This is a genomic window from Halobellus ordinarius (assembly GCF_031823395.1).
Lineage (GTDB): Archaea > Halobacteriota > Halobacteria > Halobacteriales > Haloferacaceae > Haloquadratum > Haloquadratum ordinarius.
The window spans coordinates 46458-64722 of sequence record NZ_JAVQKJ010000004.1; the positions used below are offsets into that span (position 1 = coordinate 46458).

The 18265-nt window shown below is 66.3% G+C and carries 18 protein-coding genes and 1 tRNA gene; 13 read left to right on the plus strand and 6 right to left on the minus strand.

Going from position 1 to position 18265, the window contains the following annotated elements; all coding sequences use genetic code 11:
- Nucleotides 1–118: 118 nt before the first annotated feature.
- A complete protein-coding gene (locus RJT48_RS06300; protein WP_311171403.1) occupies nucleotides 119–1192 on the minus strand; it encodes a type II glyceraldehyde-3-phosphate dehydrogenase in 1074 nt (357 codons plus the stop codon).
- Nucleotides 1193–1496: 304 nt separating this feature from the next.
- Between RJT48_RS06300 and RJT48_RS06305 the strand changes: the two genes are divergently transcribed.
- The 7 genes from RJT48_RS06305 (at nucleotide 1497) to RJT48_RS06335 (ending at nucleotide 6163) form a co-directional block, all read left to right on the plus strand.
- On the plus strand, nucleotides 1497–2447 hold the full coding sequence (locus tag RJT48_RS06305; protein ID WP_311171404.1) for an aminopeptidase: 951 nt from the start codon (nucleotides 1497–1499) through the stop codon (nucleotides 2445–2447).
- A gap of 197 nt (nucleotides 2448–2644) precedes the next feature.
- Nucleotides 2645–2935: a DUF7344 domain-containing protein gene (locus RJT48_RS06310; RefSeq protein ID WP_311171405.1), complete on the plus strand. Its 291-nt coding sequence runs from the start codon at nucleotides 2645–2647 to the stop codon at nucleotides 2933–2935.
- A gap of 165 nt (nucleotides 2936–3100) precedes the next feature.
- On the plus strand, nucleotides 3101–3361 hold the full coding sequence (locus RJT48_RS06315) for a HalOD1 output domain-containing protein (protein WP_311171406.1): 261 nt from the start codon (nucleotides 3101–3103) through the stop codon (nucleotides 3359–3361).
- A 175-nt stretch (nucleotides 3362–3536) separates the two neighbouring features.
- A complete protein-coding gene (locus RJT48_RS06320) occupies nucleotides 3537–4196 on the plus strand; it encodes an HVO_0476 family zinc finger protein (protein WP_311171407.1) in 660 nt (219 codons plus the stop codon).
- Nucleotides 4197–4298: 102 nt separating this feature from the next.
- Nucleotides 4299–4523 (plus strand): hypothetical protein, encoded by a 225-nt coding sequence (locus RJT48_RS06325; RefSeq protein WP_311171408.1) that lies wholly within the window; start codon nucleotides 4299–4301, stop codon nucleotides 4521–4523.
- 62 nt (nucleotides 4524–4585) lie between these two features.
- Nucleotides 4586–5224 (plus strand): protein-L-isoaspartate(D-aspartate) O-methyltransferase, encoded by a 639-nt coding sequence (locus tag RJT48_RS06330; RefSeq protein ID WP_311171409.1) that lies wholly within the window; start codon nucleotides 4586–4588, stop codon nucleotides 5222–5224.
- Between the two features lie 147 nt (nucleotides 5225–5371).
- A complete protein-coding gene (locus RJT48_RS06335) occupies nucleotides 5372–6163 on the plus strand; it encodes a protein-L-isoaspartate O-methyltransferase family protein (RefSeq protein ID WP_311171410.1) in 792 nt (263 codons plus the stop codon).
- Between the two features lie 44 nt (nucleotides 6164–6207).
- On the opposite strand, the gene RJT48_RS06340 is transcribed toward RJT48_RS06335, so the two are convergent.
- Together RJT48_RS06340 and RJT48_RS06345 are read right to left on the minus strand one after the other, a co-directional pair.
- Nucleotides 6208–7332, minus strand: a complete 1125-nt coding sequence (locus RJT48_RS06340) for a pyridoxal-phosphate dependent enzyme (protein ID WP_311171411.1) — start codon at nucleotides 7330–7332, stop codon at nucleotides 6208–6210.
- Between the two features lie 5 nt (nucleotides 7333–7337).
- The gene (locus RJT48_RS06345; RefSeq protein WP_311171412.1) at nucleotides 7338–8294 is read right to left on the minus strand and encodes a succinylglutamate desuccinylase/aspartoacylase family protein; all 957 of its coding nucleotides are present in this window, start codon (nucleotides 8292–8294) and stop codon (nucleotides 7338–7340) included.
- 105 nt (nucleotides 8295–8399) lie between these two features.
- Between RJT48_RS06345 and RJT48_RS06350 the strand changes: the two genes are divergently transcribed.
- Nucleotides 8400–8711, plus strand: a complete 312-nt coding sequence (locus tag RJT48_RS06350; RefSeq protein WP_311171413.1) for a DUF7536 family protein — start codon at nucleotides 8400–8402, stop codon at nucleotides 8709–8711.
- A 58-nt stretch (nucleotides 8712–8769) separates the two neighbouring features.
- On the opposite strand, the gene RJT48_RS06355 is transcribed toward RJT48_RS06350, so the two are convergent.
- Nucleotides 8770–9996 (minus strand): potassium channel family protein, encoded by a 1227-nt coding sequence (locus tag RJT48_RS06355; protein WP_311171414.1) that lies wholly within the window; start codon nucleotides 9994–9996, stop codon nucleotides 8770–8772.
- A 116-nt stretch (nucleotides 9997–10112) separates the two neighbouring features.
- Between RJT48_RS06355 and citZ the strand changes: the two genes are divergently transcribed.
- The gene (citZ, locus tag RJT48_RS06360; protein ID WP_311171415.1) at nucleotides 10113–11252 is read left to right on the plus strand and encodes a citrate synthase; all 1140 of its coding nucleotides are present in this window, start codon (nucleotides 10113–10115) and stop codon (nucleotides 11250–11252) included.
- Nucleotides 11253–11294: 42 nt separating this feature from the next.
- Here the strand turns inward: citZ and RJT48_RS06365 are convergent, their stop codons facing one another.
- Entirely contained in the window at nucleotides 11295–12722 is a 1428-nt protein-coding gene (locus tag RJT48_RS06365; protein WP_311171416.1) for an MATE family efflux transporter, read from the minus strand.
- Between the two features lie 349 nt (nucleotides 12723–13071).
- Here RJT48_RS06365 and ilvA point away from each other — a divergent pair, with 349 nt between their 5' ends.
- The 3 genes from ilvA (at nucleotide 13072) to RJT48_RS06380 (ending at nucleotide 14674) form a co-directional block, all read left to right on the plus strand.
- Complete coding sequence (gene ilvA, locus RJT48_RS06370; RefSeq protein WP_311171417.1) at nucleotides 13072–14283, plus strand: threonine ammonia-lyase; 1212 nt, start codon at nucleotides 13072–13074, stop codon at nucleotides 14281–14283.
- Between the two features lie 79 nt (nucleotides 14284–14362).
- The gene (locus RJT48_RS06375; protein WP_311171418.1) at nucleotides 14363–14566 is read left to right on the plus strand and encodes a DUF7981 family protein; all 204 of its coding nucleotides are present in this window, start codon (nucleotides 14363–14365) and stop codon (nucleotides 14564–14566) included.
- 27 nt (nucleotides 14567–14593) lie between these two features.
- Nucleotides 14594–14674 (plus strand) — tRNA-Ser (locus RJT48_RS06380).
- 306 nt (nucleotides 14675–14980) lie between these two features.
- Here the strand turns inward: RJT48_RS06380 and RJT48_RS06385 are convergent.
- A complete protein-coding gene (locus tag RJT48_RS06385; protein WP_311171419.1) occupies nucleotides 14981–17638 on the minus strand; it encodes a PAS domain S-box protein in 2658 nt (885 codons plus the stop codon).
- 382 nt (nucleotides 17639–18020) lie between these two features.
- On the opposite strand from RJT48_RS06385, the gene RJT48_RS06390 reads away from it, so the two are divergent.
- Nucleotides 18021–18191, plus strand: coding sequence for a hypothetical protein (locus RJT48_RS06390; RefSeq protein ID WP_311171420.1), 171 nt, complete (start codon nucleotides 18021–18023; stop codon nucleotides 18189–18191).
- Nucleotides 18192–18265 lie beyond the last annotated feature (74 nt).

The window sequence follows — 18265 nt, forward strand, 5'->3', positions numbered from 1 at the left end:
ATAAACGTATCCGGTGGCCCCGGGCTGCCTTCGTCTCAAAACGACTGTTGCCGTCTCTTACCGGTGTTCACCAGTATCGGTCGCGATGAGAACCGGAGAACAGTTACAACAGCCCGTCTCAGTCGTCCGCGGCCTCGGCTTCGACCCGATCGGTGTCGTTGAACCCCGAGGGATCGCCCGAGAGTCCGAGGCCGAGCGTCCGGTTCGTCCGCGCGATGCTCTCGTCGGCGTCGGCCGACTCGGTCATCGCCCGGATCGCGTCGACGTTCTCGGGGATCACGTCGGACTCCTGGTGGATCGCCTGGAAGAGATACAGGTCCCGCCCCTCGATCGCGATCGACTCGCCCCACACGCAGTTCTCCCAGATGTCGCCGCGGGGACGGCCGGCGTCCAGCGCGAAATCCTTCAGTTTGCCGGCGCCGTCGAGACCGAACCCCTCGGGGATGACGTACACGCGCGATTCCCCTTCGAGCAGCTGTCGGACGTGCGCCGCCGTCACGTCGGATTCGAGCGTCACGTTGAGCGCGTGGACGTGCATCAGGGTCGCCGGGACCTTCAGCCCCATCGTGTCGATGTCGAGATCCGGGAAGATGGTCGTCACGTCGGGGCCGTGGTGTGAGGGGATTTCGATCGGGTTCGGGAGGATGTCGTTGATCGGCCCGCGGGTGTTCTGGCCCGGATCCCCGCCGCGGCGGACCAGGGTCGCCCGAACCTTCTCGACGCCGTAGGACTCCTGGAAGGGCGCGATGAGCCGCGAGAGCCCGGTCGTGTTACACGAGACGACGCGGACCGAGTCGGCGCCGCGGGCGTCGTCGTAGTTCGACCGCGCGTTGAAACTCATCTCGGCGACGTCGGCATCCTCGCCGCCCTGGAAGATCGCGGGCGTGTCGTAGGAGGTATACAACGACTTGTTCTCCGCGCCGATGCCCGACGGCGTGCAGTCGACCATCACGTCGGCGTCGGCGACCAGTTCGTCGACCACGCCAGCGATCTCGATCCCGGCGTCAGAGAAGAGCGGGGCGCGCTCGGGGATCGCCGCGTACATCGCGTAGCCGCGCTCGACGGCAGTGTGGGCCTCGAAATTGGGTTGCGTCTTGGCGACGCCGGCGACCTCCATATCGGGCTGGGCCGCGACGGCGTCGGCGACGCGTTTGCCGATCGTTCCGTAGCCGTTGACACCCACTCGTATCATTACCGGAAAATCGGAGGAGGAGACGCATAGTTATTTCGGAGCGAACGGATGGGAAATTAACTCCTGGGCGAGTAACGCGGGCGATTTCCCCGGATCCGAGTTGTGGAGAGATCCCGGCGACGATGGAACCAGATCGGCAGTCGATCGTCCGTCTCGCGGCGCCATCTCTCACTGTATCCAGGCGCTTCCGATCCGGACCTGAGCCGATGCGATGCGCTCCGGGTCCAGACGAACTCCGAGCCAAACGCGAGCCGATTTCGGTCCGATGCGAACGCCTAACTCCGCGGGGGCCCGAGGGAAGCGTATGTCGAACGATGGACTCGCGGCCGCCGCGACGACGGCGGTCGAACAGTGTATGGCACTCGACGCGGCGGAGTCCTGCGTCGTCGTCACCGACGACAAGCGACGGCCGATCGGCGAGGCCCTCTACGACGCGGCCAGCGCGGTCGCAGCCGAGACAACGATCCTCCAGTATCCGCCGGGCGACCAGCACGGCGAAGAGCCCCCTGGACCGGTGGCCGCGGCGATGGCCGCCGCGGACGTGTTCCTCGCGCCGACGACGAAGAGCGTCAGCCACACCCGCGCTCGCGGCGACGCCTGCGAGGCGGGCGCCCGCGGCGCGACGCTGCCCGGAATCACCGAGGAGGTGTTCCTGACCGGACTCGACGCCGACTACGACGCGATCGCCGCCCACTGTGCGGACGTGCTGGAGCAGGTCGCCGACGCCGAGGAGATCCGCGTGACGTCGCCGGCGGGGACCGACATCACCGTCACGCCGGGCGGCCGCGAGTGGCACACGGACACGGGCATCGTCCACGACGCAGGCGACTTCTCGAACCTCCCGGCGGGTGAGGTGTTCGTCTCGCCGACGGACGCGAACGGAACCTACGTCGTCGACGGAACGATGCGACCGCACGGCCTGCTCGACGAGGGCCAGCGGCTCCGCTTCGAGGTCGAAGACGGCTACGTGACCGAAATCTCCGACGACGAGATCCGCGCGCAGGTCGAGACCGCCGCCGAGGCGGTGGGCCGCGACGCCTACAACCTCGCCGAACTCGGGATCGGCACGAACGTCGGGGTGACGGACCTCGTCGGCTCGGTGCTGTTAGACGAGAAGGCCGCGGGGACCGTCCATCTCGCCATCGGCGACGACGCCGGCATCGGCGGCGACACGGACGCGCCGCTGCATCTCGACGGGATCGTGCGGGAGCCGACCGTGATGGCGGACGGGGAGGAAGTGGAGCTTCCTCGGTAAGCGAACGGCGGAGCCGTGAGCAGGGGAGGTCGTAGACCTCCCGAACGTCGAGCGGTGAATCAGCCCGCAGAAAAAGGGCGCTTGTTACTCAGTTAATTAAATATCGGGAGGCGATGAAAAACTCCGTGTATCATACGGATCCAGCCCAATATACGAGTGTGAAACAAACAGTTCGGTCGATTTCTTTTGATGAGACGATGGATGCGTTAGCGGACGTTCAGCGACGGAAGCTTTTGATTGCGCTAATAGACCACAACCCACAGGATGATTTACCAGTCGTTGTCGCTGACTCTGAAAGCGAGAGCGATAGCGTTGAGCGTCTCATAACGATGCAGCACGTCCACTTACCGAAGTTGGATGATTACGGGTTTGTTGAGTGGAACAAGGATACCCACGAGGTGACGAGAGGATCAAAGTTCGATGAGATCAAGCCACTGCTCGAACTTCTCGAAGACCACGAAGACGAACTGCCACCAGGCTGGTTGTAGGTTCTCACCTGTATTCTCCACAGTCTCCACTGAGCGATACGTGAACCACAGACACTGAACCAGCCGTGTCAGTCACGTTCCGCCGAAAGTATCCGAATCCCCCGTCGGAACGAGCTTACGAGATTTTTCACTTCGTGGAAAAACTGAAATAAAATAGAAGGGACTATGGCTGTCGGTGATTCTATTGAGGGAATGAAATACGACATTTCTCCGGACGAATCCGTCGCCCAAGCAGTTGTGATGAGTGTGAGCGAGTTCGAAAATACCGCTTTCAGTGACCTTCCACCCATCTACGAGACCATAGATCCAGACGCACTAAATACAATATTCACAGACGAGGAGGCGACTATCCATCTCTCATTCAGTTACAGTAACTCCCACATTGTTGTTTGCAACGGGGAATCACTCACAGTCGAAGATACGTAACTGGCGTCCTGTGGTAGAATGCCAGTACGGACTGAGCAGTGCGTCTCTCTCATAGCGAGCGAATCGACGGAGGAAGACCGGGGTCGAGGCCAATTGTTCGACATCCTCACAGTCCTTACCACACGCGGCGTGTCGGAAGGGCGGACTTTTACGGCCCCATAGGCTATGAAGGCGTATGAGCACGCCACAGGACCGCCTCGCGGTCGAGTGTCCCTCCTGTTCGACCGCCGAATCGACGGTCCACGAGGTTCTGAAGGAAGGCGGCGGTCGCCACACCGTCAAGTGTACCGAATGCGGCCACGTCCACAAGGTCAAAATCGAGGACGACGACGAGGTCGAACGGACGGTCGTCATCTCCCAGGACGACGAATCGTTCTCGACGCGGACGGACGTCCCGCGCGAAGAGACGCTCGCAGTTGGCGATGAGTTCATCGTCGACAGCGAGGAGGCGATTATGCTGGTCCGGATCACCGGCCTCGAGATCGGTCCCGAGCAGCGCGCCGATGAGGCGGCGGCCGCGGACGTCGAGACGATCTGGACGCGCGCGGTCGACAACGTCACGGTGAAGACGACAGTCAACCCGAAAGAGGGGACCGGCGACCGCGAGTCGACGCGGAGTTTCGATCTCCGCCTGCCGGGCGACCACGAGTTCGTCGTCGGCGAGACCGAGTCCTTCGGCGACGAGGAGTTCCGCGTGAAGGCGATCCAGGTCCGCGAGGACGCCCCCGAGTACCGTCACGGAAAGCTCGACCACGAGGGCGATATGGTCTACGCGAAAGACGTCAAACGACTGTACGGCACTGACCAGACGACGTCGGCCTGGTCAGCTTGGTGAGACCCGACGGCCCGCTGGCCGCCGGGTGACCTGTCCGCGCCGGTCGCTTCTCAGCCCTGTCGACGGTAGTTTTAGTTCCCACCCGGGAGAATAGCCGCTGCAGTGACACGAACAGCCGCCCATCCCCTCCTCACAGCCGTGGCCCTCCTCACCACAGGAACCGCAGCCGTGTCGGTCGTGCTCGCGGGGCTGGTGTTCCCGCAGTGGACGTTCAGCACCCTCGGATTCGTCGGCTACTTCGCCGCCGTCGGCGCGGTCGTCGCCGCAGGGCTCGCACTGGCCACCGTGGACATCGCGGATGCCGTCGAGCGAGTCCTGGCACCCTAACCCGACGATCGATCACCGCGACCGGGGAAAGATTCGACTCGCTGGAGCGCCTATCCACGGCTGTGACCGCGGATCCGGGGGACGAACGGAACGCGCTCGTCGAGGGACTGCGTCGGCGCGGCCACGTCGAGAGCGACCGCGTCGCCGACGCGCTGCGGACAGTGCCGCGTCACGAATTCGTCCCCGCGGGCCGCCGGTCCCAGGCCTACGCCGACCGCCCGCTGTCGATCGGGAGCGGCCAGACCGTCAGCGCGCCGCATATGGTCGGGATGATGTGCGAGTTGCTCGCGCCCGACGCCGAGGACGAGGTCCTCGAAGTCGGTACGGGATGTGGATATCACGCCGCAGTGACCGCCGAACTGGTCCCGGATGGACACGTCTATTCGGTCGAGTACGACGCCGACCTCGCCGACGACGCCCGGGAGACGCTGGAGCGCCTCGGCTACGCCGACCGCATCTCGGTCCGCGTCGGCGACGGCCGGAAGGGATGGGTGGAACACGCCCCGTTCGACGGCGTCTACGTCACGTGTGCCGTCCCCTCAGTCCCCGACGCGCTCCGCGAGCAACTCCGTCCCGGCGGGCGGATCGTCGCGCCGGTCGGCAAGGCACGCCAGACGCTGGTCGTCCTCGAAAAGCGCGACGGCGGGACCTTCGAGCGCACCGATCACGGCGGCGTCCGGTTCGTTCGGATCCGGGGGTGATACTGATTACTCTCGCTGTTTTCCGTCGAGCGCCACCCCCGTTGACGGCGCTCGGCGGGAAGCGACGGGAGTAATCAGTATGAGGGGAGGACCCCTGCAGGACCCCGGAGCGTGCAGTTGATTAAGCCCCGCCACCGAGATTAGCGTATGGACCCCGGGGAACTGCGTGCGGAGATGGTCGACGGCCTCCAGGAGCGACAGCCAGTCGACGAGGCCGTCGCCGTCGCGATGCGGACGGTTCCCCGCCGGGAGTTCGTCGAGAACGCGCCGTATCAGGACCGGCAGAGCGAGGCGGGCGGGACCACGGTGCTCGCGCCGGCGATGGTCGCGCGACTCCTGACCGCACTCGATATTGTCGCTCCGGACGCCACGCCGACGGCGTCAGATACTGACGAGACGCCACCCGAACAGACGGGCGACGTCCTCGTCGTCGGCGCGGGCGTCGGCTACACGGCCGCGCTGCTCGCGGAACTGCTCGGAGAGCGGCACGTCCACGCGGTCGATATCGACCGGAAACTCGTCTACGCGGCGCGGTCGAACCTCGAATCAGCGGGGTACGGCGGCGTCCTCGTCGACGCCCGCGACGGCGCCGGGGGGTTGCCCGAGTACGCTCCGTTCGATCGGATTCTCGTCGAGGCGGCCGCGATCTCTCCACCCGACCGGCTGGTCGACCAACTCGCGCCCGGGGGCCGGCTCGTACTGCCGCTCGGCGGCCCCGAACAGACCCTCGCCGTCGTCGACGAGTCGGGCGAGGTGATCGACCGGCGCGGTCCCGTCGCGTTCAAGCCGCTGCTCGTCGACGGCGAGCAGGGCAGCGCCCCGGCGCGGAACCGGACGCGCCGGGAAGACGCCGAACGGGAGCGCGAGCCCGGCTACTTCGCGAAGACCGGCTGGGAGCAGGAGTGGATCGACTGGGACGAACAGTTGCGTCGGCGGTGAGTCGGAATCGTCCGTCTGCAGTCCGCTCTCAGTGACGCGACGGTTCAGGTTTTCAGCCCGCTGCCGGTGAGCGGCACCACCACGTCGTCGTCGTGCGCGACGACGCCACGCTCGCGGTATTCGGCGAGCGCGGCCGGGGCGACCGCGCAGGTCGGCTCGACGTAGAAGCCCCGCTCGTAGAGGGCGTCGCGTTCGCGTTCGACGGCCGATTCGGGGAGTGCGATCGCGTCGCCGTCCGTCTCCTCGATTGCGGCCAGAATCTCATTCTTCCGGACGGGCTCTCGGATCTGGATCCCGTCGGCAATATCGTTGTCGCCGTCGGCCGCGTCGTCGCCGTGGAGTGCCACCGCAATCGGCGCGTAGCCGGCGGCCTGCGCGCCGAGGAGCCGCGGCAGCCGATCGATCCAGCCCAGGTCCCGGAGCGTGCGGAACCCCCGATATGCGCCCAGAAAGAGCGTGCCGTGGCCGAGCGGCGTCACGACCGCGTCGGGAGCTGTCCAGTTCCGCTGGGCGCACAGTTCGCAGGCGAACGTCGCCGTCCCCGAGAGAAAGGCCGGATTCCACGCGTGGGAGGCGTACCACGCGTCGCCGGACTCGACCGCGTCGACGCAGGCGGCCGTCACGTCCTCGCGACTGCCCTCGATCGGGACGGGCGTCGCGCCCACCTGCTCGATCGCACGGCGCTTCGCGGGTTTGACCGACGCCGGCACGTAGATCTCGGCGTCGATGCCCGCGCGGGCGGCGTAAGTCGCGATCGCCGCCCCGGCGTTGCCCGAGGAGTCCTCGACGACGCGGTCGACGCCGAGTTCGGCGGCGAGCGACAGCGTCACCGCGGCGCCGCGGTCCTTGAACGAACCGGTCGGGAAGACGTACTCCAGTTTGAACGCCGCGTCCCACGCCGGCGCGTCGACGAGCGGCGTCAGTCCCTCGCCTAGCGTGACGTGCGCGTCGACCGGAAGCAGCGAGTCGAAGGACCACAGGCCGGCGGTGGTGTCGGCCCACGATTCCGGCGGGGCGGACGGCAGCGAGTCGGTCCCGCCAGAGTGGTTTGTTTCGCCGTCGGTCGGTCCCGACGCGAAATTCAGCGGTGCGCCGCAGTCACACCGCCACGTCCACTCGTCGTACGTCCGATCGCAGGCAAAGCAGCGGAGCGCGAGTGCAGAGTGCATCGGGGTCAGTACGTGTCGACGTTGGTGCCGACAGAGCAGACGTACTCGCCGGTCGCGACCTGCGGGAGCCGGCGGGTCCGCCAGAAGATGCCGTCGTTGTTGGCGGTGACGCGGGACTTCAGTTCGCCGAAGACGTCGGTGATCTCGAAGAGCGGTTCGCCCGCGGCGACCCGGTCACCGAGTTCGACCTCGAAGCTGACGAGCCCGCCCGTCGGCGAGCCGTACTGGTCGAAGCTCTTTGCGCGCGTCTGTCGGTCGATCGTGGCGGTGTCGTCGACGAACCCGTAGTCGGCGAGGACGTTGAACACGCCTATGACGCCGGTCGCGATGCTGTCTTCGTCCCAGCCGACGCAGCCGCCGAGTTCGGGATCGATCGTGGGAATGCCCTCGTCGGGGCCGGCCCGGGCGAGTTGGCCCTCCGGGCCCTTCTGGTCGAGCACGTAGCCACAGCCGAACGTCTTCGCGAGCTGGAGACATTCGTCGTGGAGGCGGTGCCGTCGACCGCAGCGGACGCGCACCTCGTCGATCATCCGCGAGGTCGAGCCCTGGTGGAGATCCAAAATCAGATCCGCCCGGGTGGCGGCGTCGAACGTCACGGCGGCGATGCGCTCCGAGGAGGTGCCGTTCTCGTCGCCGGGATACGCGCGGTTCATCTTCGTGTCGTCGATCGGGTTCCGGTGTTCGGCGACCTGGAAGGCGTGGAAGTTGACGACCCCGACGAGGAGGATCGTCCCGGCGACCGCCCCGGGGTCCAGTTGCGGAACCAGGCGGTTGATCACGCCCACGCCGTTCAGTTCGTCACCGTCCGAGGCGGCCTGTAGGTAGAGCGTCTTTCCGTCCGAGGCGCCGTTTACGACCGCACAGGGGAGCCCTATCTCAGTCCCGTCGCGGGTCTGGCCCACCGCAAGCCGGCCCGTATCGACCTCGCCCGGGGCCGCACTCGCCGTGCCGAGTGTCGTCATTATCCGACACTCGGAGGCGTCGGTCTTTAGGGGTTCGGTCTCCGGTGCGTTCGCCCGCCGATAGCCGCCCGGCGCGGGTGGACCGACGACGCTTTGTCGACGGCGATGGAAGTCCACACCGTGAGCGAGACACCGCCCGATCGGCCGCCGCAGTCGGGGCTGGTCCGCGCCCTGAAGGTCCCACGGAACGCTGTTATCGGGATCGGTTTCGGGATCGCCCTCGCCGTCGTCGCGTATCTCGCCCGCGTCCTCGAACTACTCGGGCCCTTCGCGGGGACCCGCGAGTATCCGGTACTGGGTCCCGAAGGGTGGTTTCTCGTCCTCGCGTTCGTCCTCGCGACGTCGACGGCGCTGCTTGTCGCGTCTGTGCTGACCGTCGTCGAAATCGTTCGGCTGGCGCGAACCGTCGACGAGTGAGTGTCCGGGTCGCTGCCTGAGCCGTCGATCTGCCGCCTTTACTCCTCGATAGGCCTCCCTACGCCTCGAACTCCCGAACGTCCCCGACGAGCTCGCTCAGGCGTTCGGCGCCGGCCCGGGTCCCCTTCGCGATGATGACGTCGCCGCCGCGGAGTTCGGTTGTCGGCCCCGGCTGGACGACCCACTCGGCCCCGCTCTCGCCGCGACGGACGGCGATGACGCGCATCCCAGTCTGCGTCTTGACCTGCTGCCCGCCGAGCGTGGTGCCCGCAAGCGGCGCCGCTTTGTCGACCGAGAGGCGGACGATCACTTCGTCGGACTCCTCGATGGCGGCGGCGACGACTGGGTGGGCGTCGATCCCCCGGAGGACGCCCTCGCTGATCTCTAGGGCCGCATCCGAGATGACCTCCGTCGCCGACGCGAGATGCATCAGGCCGCGTAACTGGACCGGGTCCTCGACGCGACTCGCCGCACGGAGGGTCCAGGCCTCGAAGCGCGACTGGAGGGCGTCGACCTCGGCCTCCAGTTCGCGTACTTCCTCGGCGACTCCCTCGCTGTCGAACAGCACCGCGCCGTAGGCTAAGTCGACGGCGAGTTCGCTCATATCCTTCATCAGGGTGATCGAGTCGACGGCGCGTTCCAGATCCTCGATGGGCGGTTCGGTCGCCTCGGGCGGCTCGTAGGGCTCGTCCGTCGCCGCCTCGTAGACAGTCGCGATCCCCTGGCGGGGGCCGCGGAGGAGGATCGAGTCGTCCGCCTGCAGTTCGTCGTCGGGGCCGGGACTCAGCAGCCACCGCCGCTTGCCAGTTGCCGACTCCCGGCGGATCGCGATGACTCGAACGCCCGTTTCGGTCTCCATGTTGATGTCTTCGAGCGTCCGCCCGGCGTACTCCGTGCCGGGTTCGACGCTGGCTCGAACGAGCATCTCGACAGCCTCCGGCAGCGCGGCGCGGATCGCGTCGGGCATCCCGATGTCCTCTAAGACGATCTTGGCGATGTCTCCCGCGGCGTTTGATATCTTCTCGGCGGCACCCATCACGCCGAGTACGGGCGCGAGCTGTTCGGCGTCCTCGGGCTTCCGAGCCGCCATCAACAGGCTCATCCGGCCCTGGAGCTGGAGGATGTCCATCCGGCCTTCGAGTTCGAGGACTTCGCGAGCGATCTCGTCGCTGCCGTTGAGGACCGCCGAGTACGAGAGGTCGATGAGCAGTTCCGCGGTGTCTTTCATCTCCGAGAGGACCGCTTTGACGCTGACCGGTTCGTACTCGACGTCCCGTGAACCCATACCCCGCCTTCGCCGCGAACGACAAAAACACTTGGTGGACGGCACGTGCCGCCGCCATCGAACGATCCACCCGGAAACGATAACGCTTTTTTTACACGCAAAGGAACCAGATAGGTATGTCAGACGACCTGAAGCGCGGGCTGGAAGGCGTCCTCGTCGCCGAGTCGGAACTGAGCTACATCGACGGCGACGCCGGGAAACTGGGCTACTGCGGGTATCCGATCGAGGATCTCGCCCGCGAGGCGTGCTACGAGGAGGTCGTCTACCTCCTGTGGCACGACGGCCTGCCGGACGCCGACGAACTCGCGTCCTTCAAGTCGTGGATGGCCGGCGTCCGGTCGCTCGACGACGAGGTCCTCTCGGTGATCCGCGATCTGGCGGCGGCCGACGAGGTCCCGATGGCGGCGCTGCGGACGATCGTCTCGACGCTGTCGGCGTACGACGAGGACGCCGACCACGAGGACGTCACAGACCTCGATGCGAACCTGCGGATGGCGTGCCGGATCACGGCCAAGATCCCGACTGCCCTCGCGGCGTTCGAGCGCTGCCGGAACGGCGACGAGCCGATCGAACCGCGCGAGGATCTGGACCACGCCGCGAACTTTCTGTATATGCTCAACGGCGAGGAACCCGACGAGGTCCTGGCCGAGACCTTCGATATGGCGCTCGTCCTCCACGCCGACCACGGGCTGAACGCCTCGACGTTCTCGGCGATGGTCACCGCCTCGACGCTCGCCGATCTCCACAGCGCGGTGACGTCGGCCGTCGGCACCCTCTCAGGGTCGCTGCACGGCGGTGCCAACGCCAACGTGATGCGGATGCTGAAGGAGGTCGACGAGAGCGATACCGACCCGACGACGTGGGTCGAAAACGCGCTCGAAGAGGGGCGGCGGGTCCCCGGCTTCGGCCACCGCGTGTACAACGTCAAAGACCCGCGCGCGAAGATCCTCGGTGAGAAGTCGAAGGCGCTGGCGGAGGCCGCGGGCGACACCCGGTGGTACGATTACTCCGTCGCCATCGAGGAGTACATCGGCGAGGAAAAGGGTCTGGCCCCCAACGTCGACTTCTACTCGGCGTCGACGTACTACCAGATGGGCATCCCCATCGACATCTACACCCCGATCTTCGCGATGTCCCGCGTCGCCGGCTGGATCGCCCACGTGCTCGAACAGTACGAGGACAACCGGCTGATCCGTCCCCGGGCCCGCTACGTCGGCCCGGAGGACGCATCGTTCCCGCCGCTCGGAGACCGATAAGCGTCGGTCCCCCCCGACCCCCGTTGCTCTCCGTCCGGAATATCAGCCCTCTTCAGCCGGAAGGCTCCCCCGCTCTCTGAGCAGTCCGGCGGCCGTCCCAGCCCAGTCGGTGTACCGGAAGGCGAGAACGAGCGTCGCCCCCATCCAGACGTGCGCGAGGACGACCCCTGCGTAGACGGCCGGTAGCCCGAGCGTCGTGAACTCGACTGCGAAATACGGGAACCCGACAAAGAAGCCGAACATTCCGGTGAGTCGGGAGAGAAACGGCAGTCGGGTCGCGCCGGCGCCCTGGAGCGCCCCGGACAGCGCCGAGAACAGTGCGAGTCCAGGCGCGGAGATGCCGTACACGACGGCAAACGACGCGCCGTATGCAAGTGCCGCAGGTGAACTGCCGAACCCGAGAAACGCGACCACCGGGTCGGCGAACGCCGCCAGCAGGATACCGATGCCCCCGACGGAGAGCGTCGCAAGCGCAGCAGTCGCCCAGCCTTCGTAGCTGGCTCTCGCGGAGTCCGACCGACCCAGCGCCTGCCCGACGAGAATGCTCGCGGCGATGTTGTACCCGCGAGAGAGCGGGCCGGTGACCTGCTGGTAGACGCGACGCCCGACCTGAAACCCGGCGTTGATCACGTCACCAGGTGCGGCCCCACCGACGGCCGCGGCGGGGACCGCAGCGTTCCCCAACGAAAGCAAAAGCGCGTTGTACGGAAACTCGGCGAGTTCGGAGACGAGTCCCTCGGCGGCCCGGGGGGCGCTGACCCGAACGAGTTGGGTCGCGATCGTCGGATCAGTCGGGCGGGCGAGCGTCAGTGGCGACGACGGCCGGTAGAGTGCCACAAGGAGCAGTGCTGCGGAGAGGACGTTTGCCGTCGCGGTCGCGTACCCGACGCCCCGGACACCGAGCGCCGGAAGGCCCACGAGGCCGAACCCCAGTCCGACAGAGAGCGTCACGTTGACGACGTTGACGAAGACGTTGACGTACATCGGCGTCGTGGTGTCACCGATCCCCTGCAACGCCCGCGCGCCGACGATCGCGACGTGCCGGGCGGGAGCAGTGACGAAGATGATCCCGAGATATATCCCGCCCAGTCGGATCGCATCGTCGCTGGCGGGAAACTGGCCGATGAGCGCCGGGGCGACCAGCAGGCCGCCGGCGACGAAGGGAAGTCCGGCGAGCATCCCGAGCAGCAGCGACTGTATCACGGTTTCATCGCGGTTGGCGTTCGCACCGCTGCCAGTGTCCTGACTGGAGAGGGCGATCGCGCCGCCGCCGAGGCCGATCCCGATCCGCAGCGGGAAGCGTGCATAGAGGTCCGCGAGTCCGATGGCCACGACGGCCGCTGGCGACAGTGCCGCCGTGACGAGCACGTCGACCGTCCGCATCAGCGTCCGGAACGTCTGCTCGGCCATCACCGGCCACGAAAGCGCGATGATCCGTCGCCACACCGTCACGAGTCGACCGCTGTCCATCCGTCCGCTCCGAGGAACGGCGTGCGTTTGAGACTACTGATCCAGTGGATACGACCAGAAACGTTGGCCGCAACGATCGTGTAGAGAATCTAATAGGTGAAAGACAACCGTCAGACGGCGTCGAGTTTCCCATCGCAGTCTTGCGATTTTCACTTTCACCGCGCGTGGGGGATATTTATGTATCTGCCGGTCGGATAGGCTAGTGCACGTCACACGCGTGCATTCCCCCCCTTTCCCCTTTATCGCTCCTGAGTCGCGACGCTCCGCATCGAGGTCGGCCCGTCGCCGACAGTCAGGGAGCACGATCATCCCAAGTATTACACCCGACGACGGGGAATCGTCGACCGATATGCTCTCTCTCTCCGACGTCGAGGCGGCCCGCGAGCGGATCGACGACGTCGTCAGACGGACGCCGCTTGAGTACTCCTACGCGTTTTCGGAGATGACAGAGGCAGACGTCCACCTGAAACTGGAGAACTTCCAGCGGACCGGGGCGTTCAAGATCCGCGGGGCGACGAACCGCATCGCGACGCTCTCGGCGGCAGAGCAGGCGGCGGGCGTCGTCACCGCCAGCGCGGGGAACCACGCCCAGGGGGTCGCGCTCGCGGCCACCCGCTCGGGCGTCGACGCGAAGATCGTGATGCCGGAACACGCGCCGATATCGAAGGTGAAAGCGACCGAACGCTACGGCGGCCAGACGGTACTCCACGGCGCGGACTACGACGAGGCGCAGGCGAAAGCCCACGAGATCGAGGCGGCGGAGGGACGAACCTACGTCCACGCGTTCGACGACGACGAGGTGATGGCCGGCCAGGGAACGATCGGGCTGGAGATCGTCGAGGACTGCCCCGACGTCGACACCGTCGTCGTCCCCGTCGGCGGTGGCGGCCTGATCTCCGGCATTGCCACTGCAGTGAAGGCGCGGAAGCCGGACGCTCGCGTGATCGGCGTCCAGGCCGAGGGGGCGGCGTCGCTACCGGACTCGCTGCAGGCGGGCGAGATCCGCGAACGGGAGTCGGTGAACACCATCGCCGACGGGATCGCCACCCGGAAGGTCGGCGAGCGCCCCTTCGCGGTGATCCGCGAGCGGGTCGACGAGGTGGTGACCGTCACCGACGAGGAGATCGCGGTCGCGCTGACGTACCTGCTCGAACGCTCGAAGACGCTGGTCGAGGGCGCCGGCGCGGTGTCGATGGCGGCGCTGCTTTTCGAGGCCTTCGACTACGAGGCGGGAGAGACGATCGTGCCGGCGCTGTGCGGCGGCAACATCGACACGAATCAGCTGACGACCGTGCTCGTCCGCGGACTGGTCGAAACCGGCCGGTACCTGAAGATCCGAACCGTGCTGCGGGATCGACCCGGCGCGCTCGAAGACCTCGTGGAGATCATCGCCGAGCGGCGGGCGAACATCTACGCGATCCAGCACGATCGCACCTCGCGGGACGTCGCGATGAACGAGGCCGACGTGGAGATCGACATCGAGACCCGCGGCCACGACCACATCGAGGAGGTACTCGGGGCGCTCAGAGACGCGGGATACACTGTCGAGGTGCTGGCGTGATACGGACTGTTGGGGCTTCTTACCGGAACTCGCCGGTATCTGGAGCAGTAAGCACCAGCAGACAGTTACAACAGTCCGGATGACCCGACGCAGATCGGCCGTCCTGTGGGGACTGATCGGTGCGTTGAGCTTCCTCGTCCTGTTGCAGGGCTACCGGCTTCTCGTCGGCCCGCTGGACGTCAGCACCGCGGCCGCAGCGGGCGTGGCTCTGTTCGTCGGCGTCGTCGTGACCCTGCTTGCGTACGTCGCTGAGCCCCGAATGCGAGCGAAGGGAAGGACTTAAACGACTCAGTAGGTTACCTCCGAGCGAGCCGGGATGGCCGAGTGGTAAGGCGCACGCCTGGAAAGCGTGTTCCCTCTGGGATCCAGGGTTCAAATCCCTGTCCCGGCGCTTTTCCGATCCGACACATAGCGAGGCGTTTCATCGCCGAGCCACTGCCGTCGGATCGGTAACGACGACTACGAGGGGATTTGAACCACGCGAGACGAGCGAAGCGAGTCTCGCCATCGGGTTCAAATCCCTGTCCCGGCGTTTTTGTGGATCCGACGCACACGGCGAGGCGGCTCGTCGCCGAGCCGCTGTCGTCGGGAGTAGTAAAACGGCCCCGCCACCGTCATACTGATTACTCTCACTGTTTCCCGCCGAGCGCCACCCCCGTTGACGGCGCTCGGCGCGAAGAGACGAGAGTAATCAGTATCAGTCGTTCAACGCAGCCTCGACGTCCGGCGTGTGGTTCCCTCTGAGGGGCACGGTCACGCGGATCGTGGTGCCGTCCGCACCGGTCGTCGCGCTGATCGAACCGCCGCGGGAGATGGCCAGCCAGTTGACCTTCCAGAGGCCGAGGCCGCTGCCGTGCCGGAGCGGCTCCTCGCTGCCCTCCTCGATGGCGATCAGTTCCTGTTCGGACATTCCCGGGCCGTCGTCTTCGACACAGAGAACCAGATCGTCGCCGACCTTCGACAGGGTGACGTGTGCATCGGCCGCCGCCGGCGGGCTGTCGTTGTGGAGGATCGCGTTTTCGACCAGTTCCTCGACGATCTGGTTCAGTTCGGTGTCGATCTGATAGGCGGCGATGTCGCCGTCGACGTCGACACGACAGTCACACCCGAGCGTGGTCGCGGTTTCGCGGGCCGTCTCGGCGACGTCTCGGACCGAGGTTCCGACCCGTCCCGTTTCGTTCGAGAGCACCTGTTCGATCTCCCGGGCGGTCTCAGCCTGGCTCGCCACCTCCTCGGCGCGGTTGCGGATCGTCTCCGTCGAGGCTTCGATCTCCGGCGTGAGCGCCGAGGCTGTGGTATTGTCGCGGAGGCGCTCTTCGAGGAGATCCGTGTATCCCTGGATCACGTTGACGGCGGTCCGGAGGTTGTGGCGCAGGACCCTGCTGAGCACCGAGAGCCGCTGTTCGCGCAGGAGCTTCTCTGTGATGTCGATCTGGATCGCGACGAAGGCTTCCGGCTCGCCTGCGTCGTTCGTGACCGGGGAGATCGTCTGGCGAGCAGTGTAGCGGTCGCCCGATTTCGTCTTGTTGACGACCTGCTCTTCGAAGACGTCGCCGTCGAGGATGGTTTCCCAGAGCGTCTCGTAGTGATCCTCGCTCATCTCGCCGGAGTTGAGGATCCGGTGGGTGTTCCCGACAGCCTCCTCGGCCGTATAGCCGGTGAGTTCCTCGAACGCCGGGTTGACGTAACCGATCACGCCGTCGGTGTCGGTGATGCTGATCGCCACGCCCGCGTGTCTGATCGCCTCCTCGTACTGGAGCGCCTCCTCGTGGGTCTCGATCATCTCGATGGCCTGTGGGATGCTCTCGCTGATCTCCTCGATGACTTTCGTCTCGGTGGAGTCGAAGCCGCCCGGTGCAGTGCTGTAAAGCCCGAGAATGTACGTCCGCTGGTTCGTGAACTCCATCGGGACCGCAAAGCAATCGGTGATCCCGTGTCCGGCAGCGCGGCGTTCCCACTCGGCGTCCGGGTCCTCGACGGCGACGTGTTGGGTCCGGTCCCGGGCCGCCGCGGCGAAGACGGGTTCCTCGGACGCGGCGTCGGCGACGGCCCACGTCGCGTAGTCGGTTTCGCCGGCGGCGACTCCGGGGACCTCGTCGCGGGCGGTGTTGAACAGGCGCGCGCCGGAGGCCAGGGCAGTCGGACGGTCGGGCTCATCGCTTTCGTCCATCGGGTACAGCCAGACCAGATCGTAGGCGTCGATCCGCGTGAACGTCTCGGGGATCTCCCGGATCAGTCGCCAGGGCTCGGTGACGTCGATGAGCGCCTCGTTGATGTCGCGGTGGAGTCGCATCAGCTGTTCGAGCCGGGTCGCCCGCGTGACGTCTTTCAGCGTGATAACCTCCGCCGCGGTGAGCGATTCGGTGACCCGCGAGCGCTGGAGTTCGTAGGTACGGGTGTCGCCGCCGACCTCGTAGGTGATGCGCCGGGTTTCGCCCGGATCAAGCGACGCGAGTCCCGGATCGATCTCCTCGATCGGCGCGCGTGGGATCGGGTGCTGGCCCAGGATCGTCGCCGCCCGATCGTTCGAGTTGATCACGATCCCCGAATCGTCCAGCACGAGGCCCCCGTCGGCGAAGTTGTCTGCCAGCGCCGACTGCTCGGGCGAACTGTGGTGGGCGAACTCCGTCCGCGCGTAGAACAGCGTCCCGAGCGCGAACACCGCGACTCCGAGGGGTTCGTAGTTGATGTTGAGCAGCAGGACCGAGTAGCCGGACAGCGCGTACGGAATCACCGGGAGCGCGGTGACCAAAACCAAAACGTACAGCGTGGTCGGGCGCGATTCCAGCCGCTCGAAGGACTCGAACAGCCAGAGAAAGCCCGTGACGGTGGCCGTATAGGCGAACCCCGTCACGAACCAGTGGGGGGCGCCGTAGCTGAACTCCGGATGCACGAACGGTTCGGCGACCAGCGAGGCCGAAAAATACAGCCCGTGGAGCGGATTCGTCACCTTCACCGCGACGATCGCCGCGAGGAGCGCGAGTGCACTCGCCTGCAACGACGGCTGCCGGTGGTACTGCCGCCCGGAGTACGCCGAGGCGAACGCGAGCCACGCGAAGATCGTCGAGATCCCGGCGACGAGGCCGCCGAGGTGGATCGCGCGGCCGGCCGGAAGCGACCTCACGCTCAACTGAAGCGCCGTGAACAGCGCCCAGACGCCGCTGAGAACGAGCAGCGCGCCCAGCCCGCGCCGGACGTCGGGATGATCGAGCGTCCGGGCGCCCACCACTCCGGCCAGACAGACGGTGCCGGCGAGCACGAAGACGGCGATATAGAACGATCTCAGCGGCGGTGCACCGACGAGTTCGGCCGGCATCCCCTGCAGCACAACTATCAGTTCTGTGTTGGCGTACATCACCGAGATTCACCGATTCCGCGATCCCGGAACGGTCCGCCTGCGAGGACCCGTAGCCGGGACGGGAGGTTGCTGTTGGTTCCGACGGCCACCACCGGGCTGCTGGCGGTACTGTCCCGTCCAGAAGGCCTCCGGCCGCGCCGCTTGCGATCCCGTTCGGGGGATCCGGACCGTCCACTCATATATCTCCGGATACGTTATCAGATTTTGAAATTTGCCTTCTCCGCTGGGGCCACCCGAAGTTGGCACTGACCGAGCAGCGCAGTAGGAAAGCGACGGACACTGGTGGGTACCGACAAATCGATCTACGGAGTTCTGACCCAAGCGGCGATTCCCCGAGACACAAAGTTAATGCGTATGGGAGTCTTCCCCACGGTTGACAATGCCTGACACTAAATCGGGGCGGGAGCGGAAAGGCCGGAACAAGCGCAGCCAACTGCAAGAGCGGCTCTACGAGGAAGAAAAGGAGGCGATCGAGGTCGACGAGGAGCTGCCGCCGTTCGAGCCGTCGGAGGAACGCCCGTTCGTCGCCGACGAACTGCCGGACGAGTAGCGGGTGCCGAAATCGGTCCCGCCGGCGCTATTGTACAGAGCCGGAGCGGCGCGGCGGCGCCCCGCAGTTCGCAC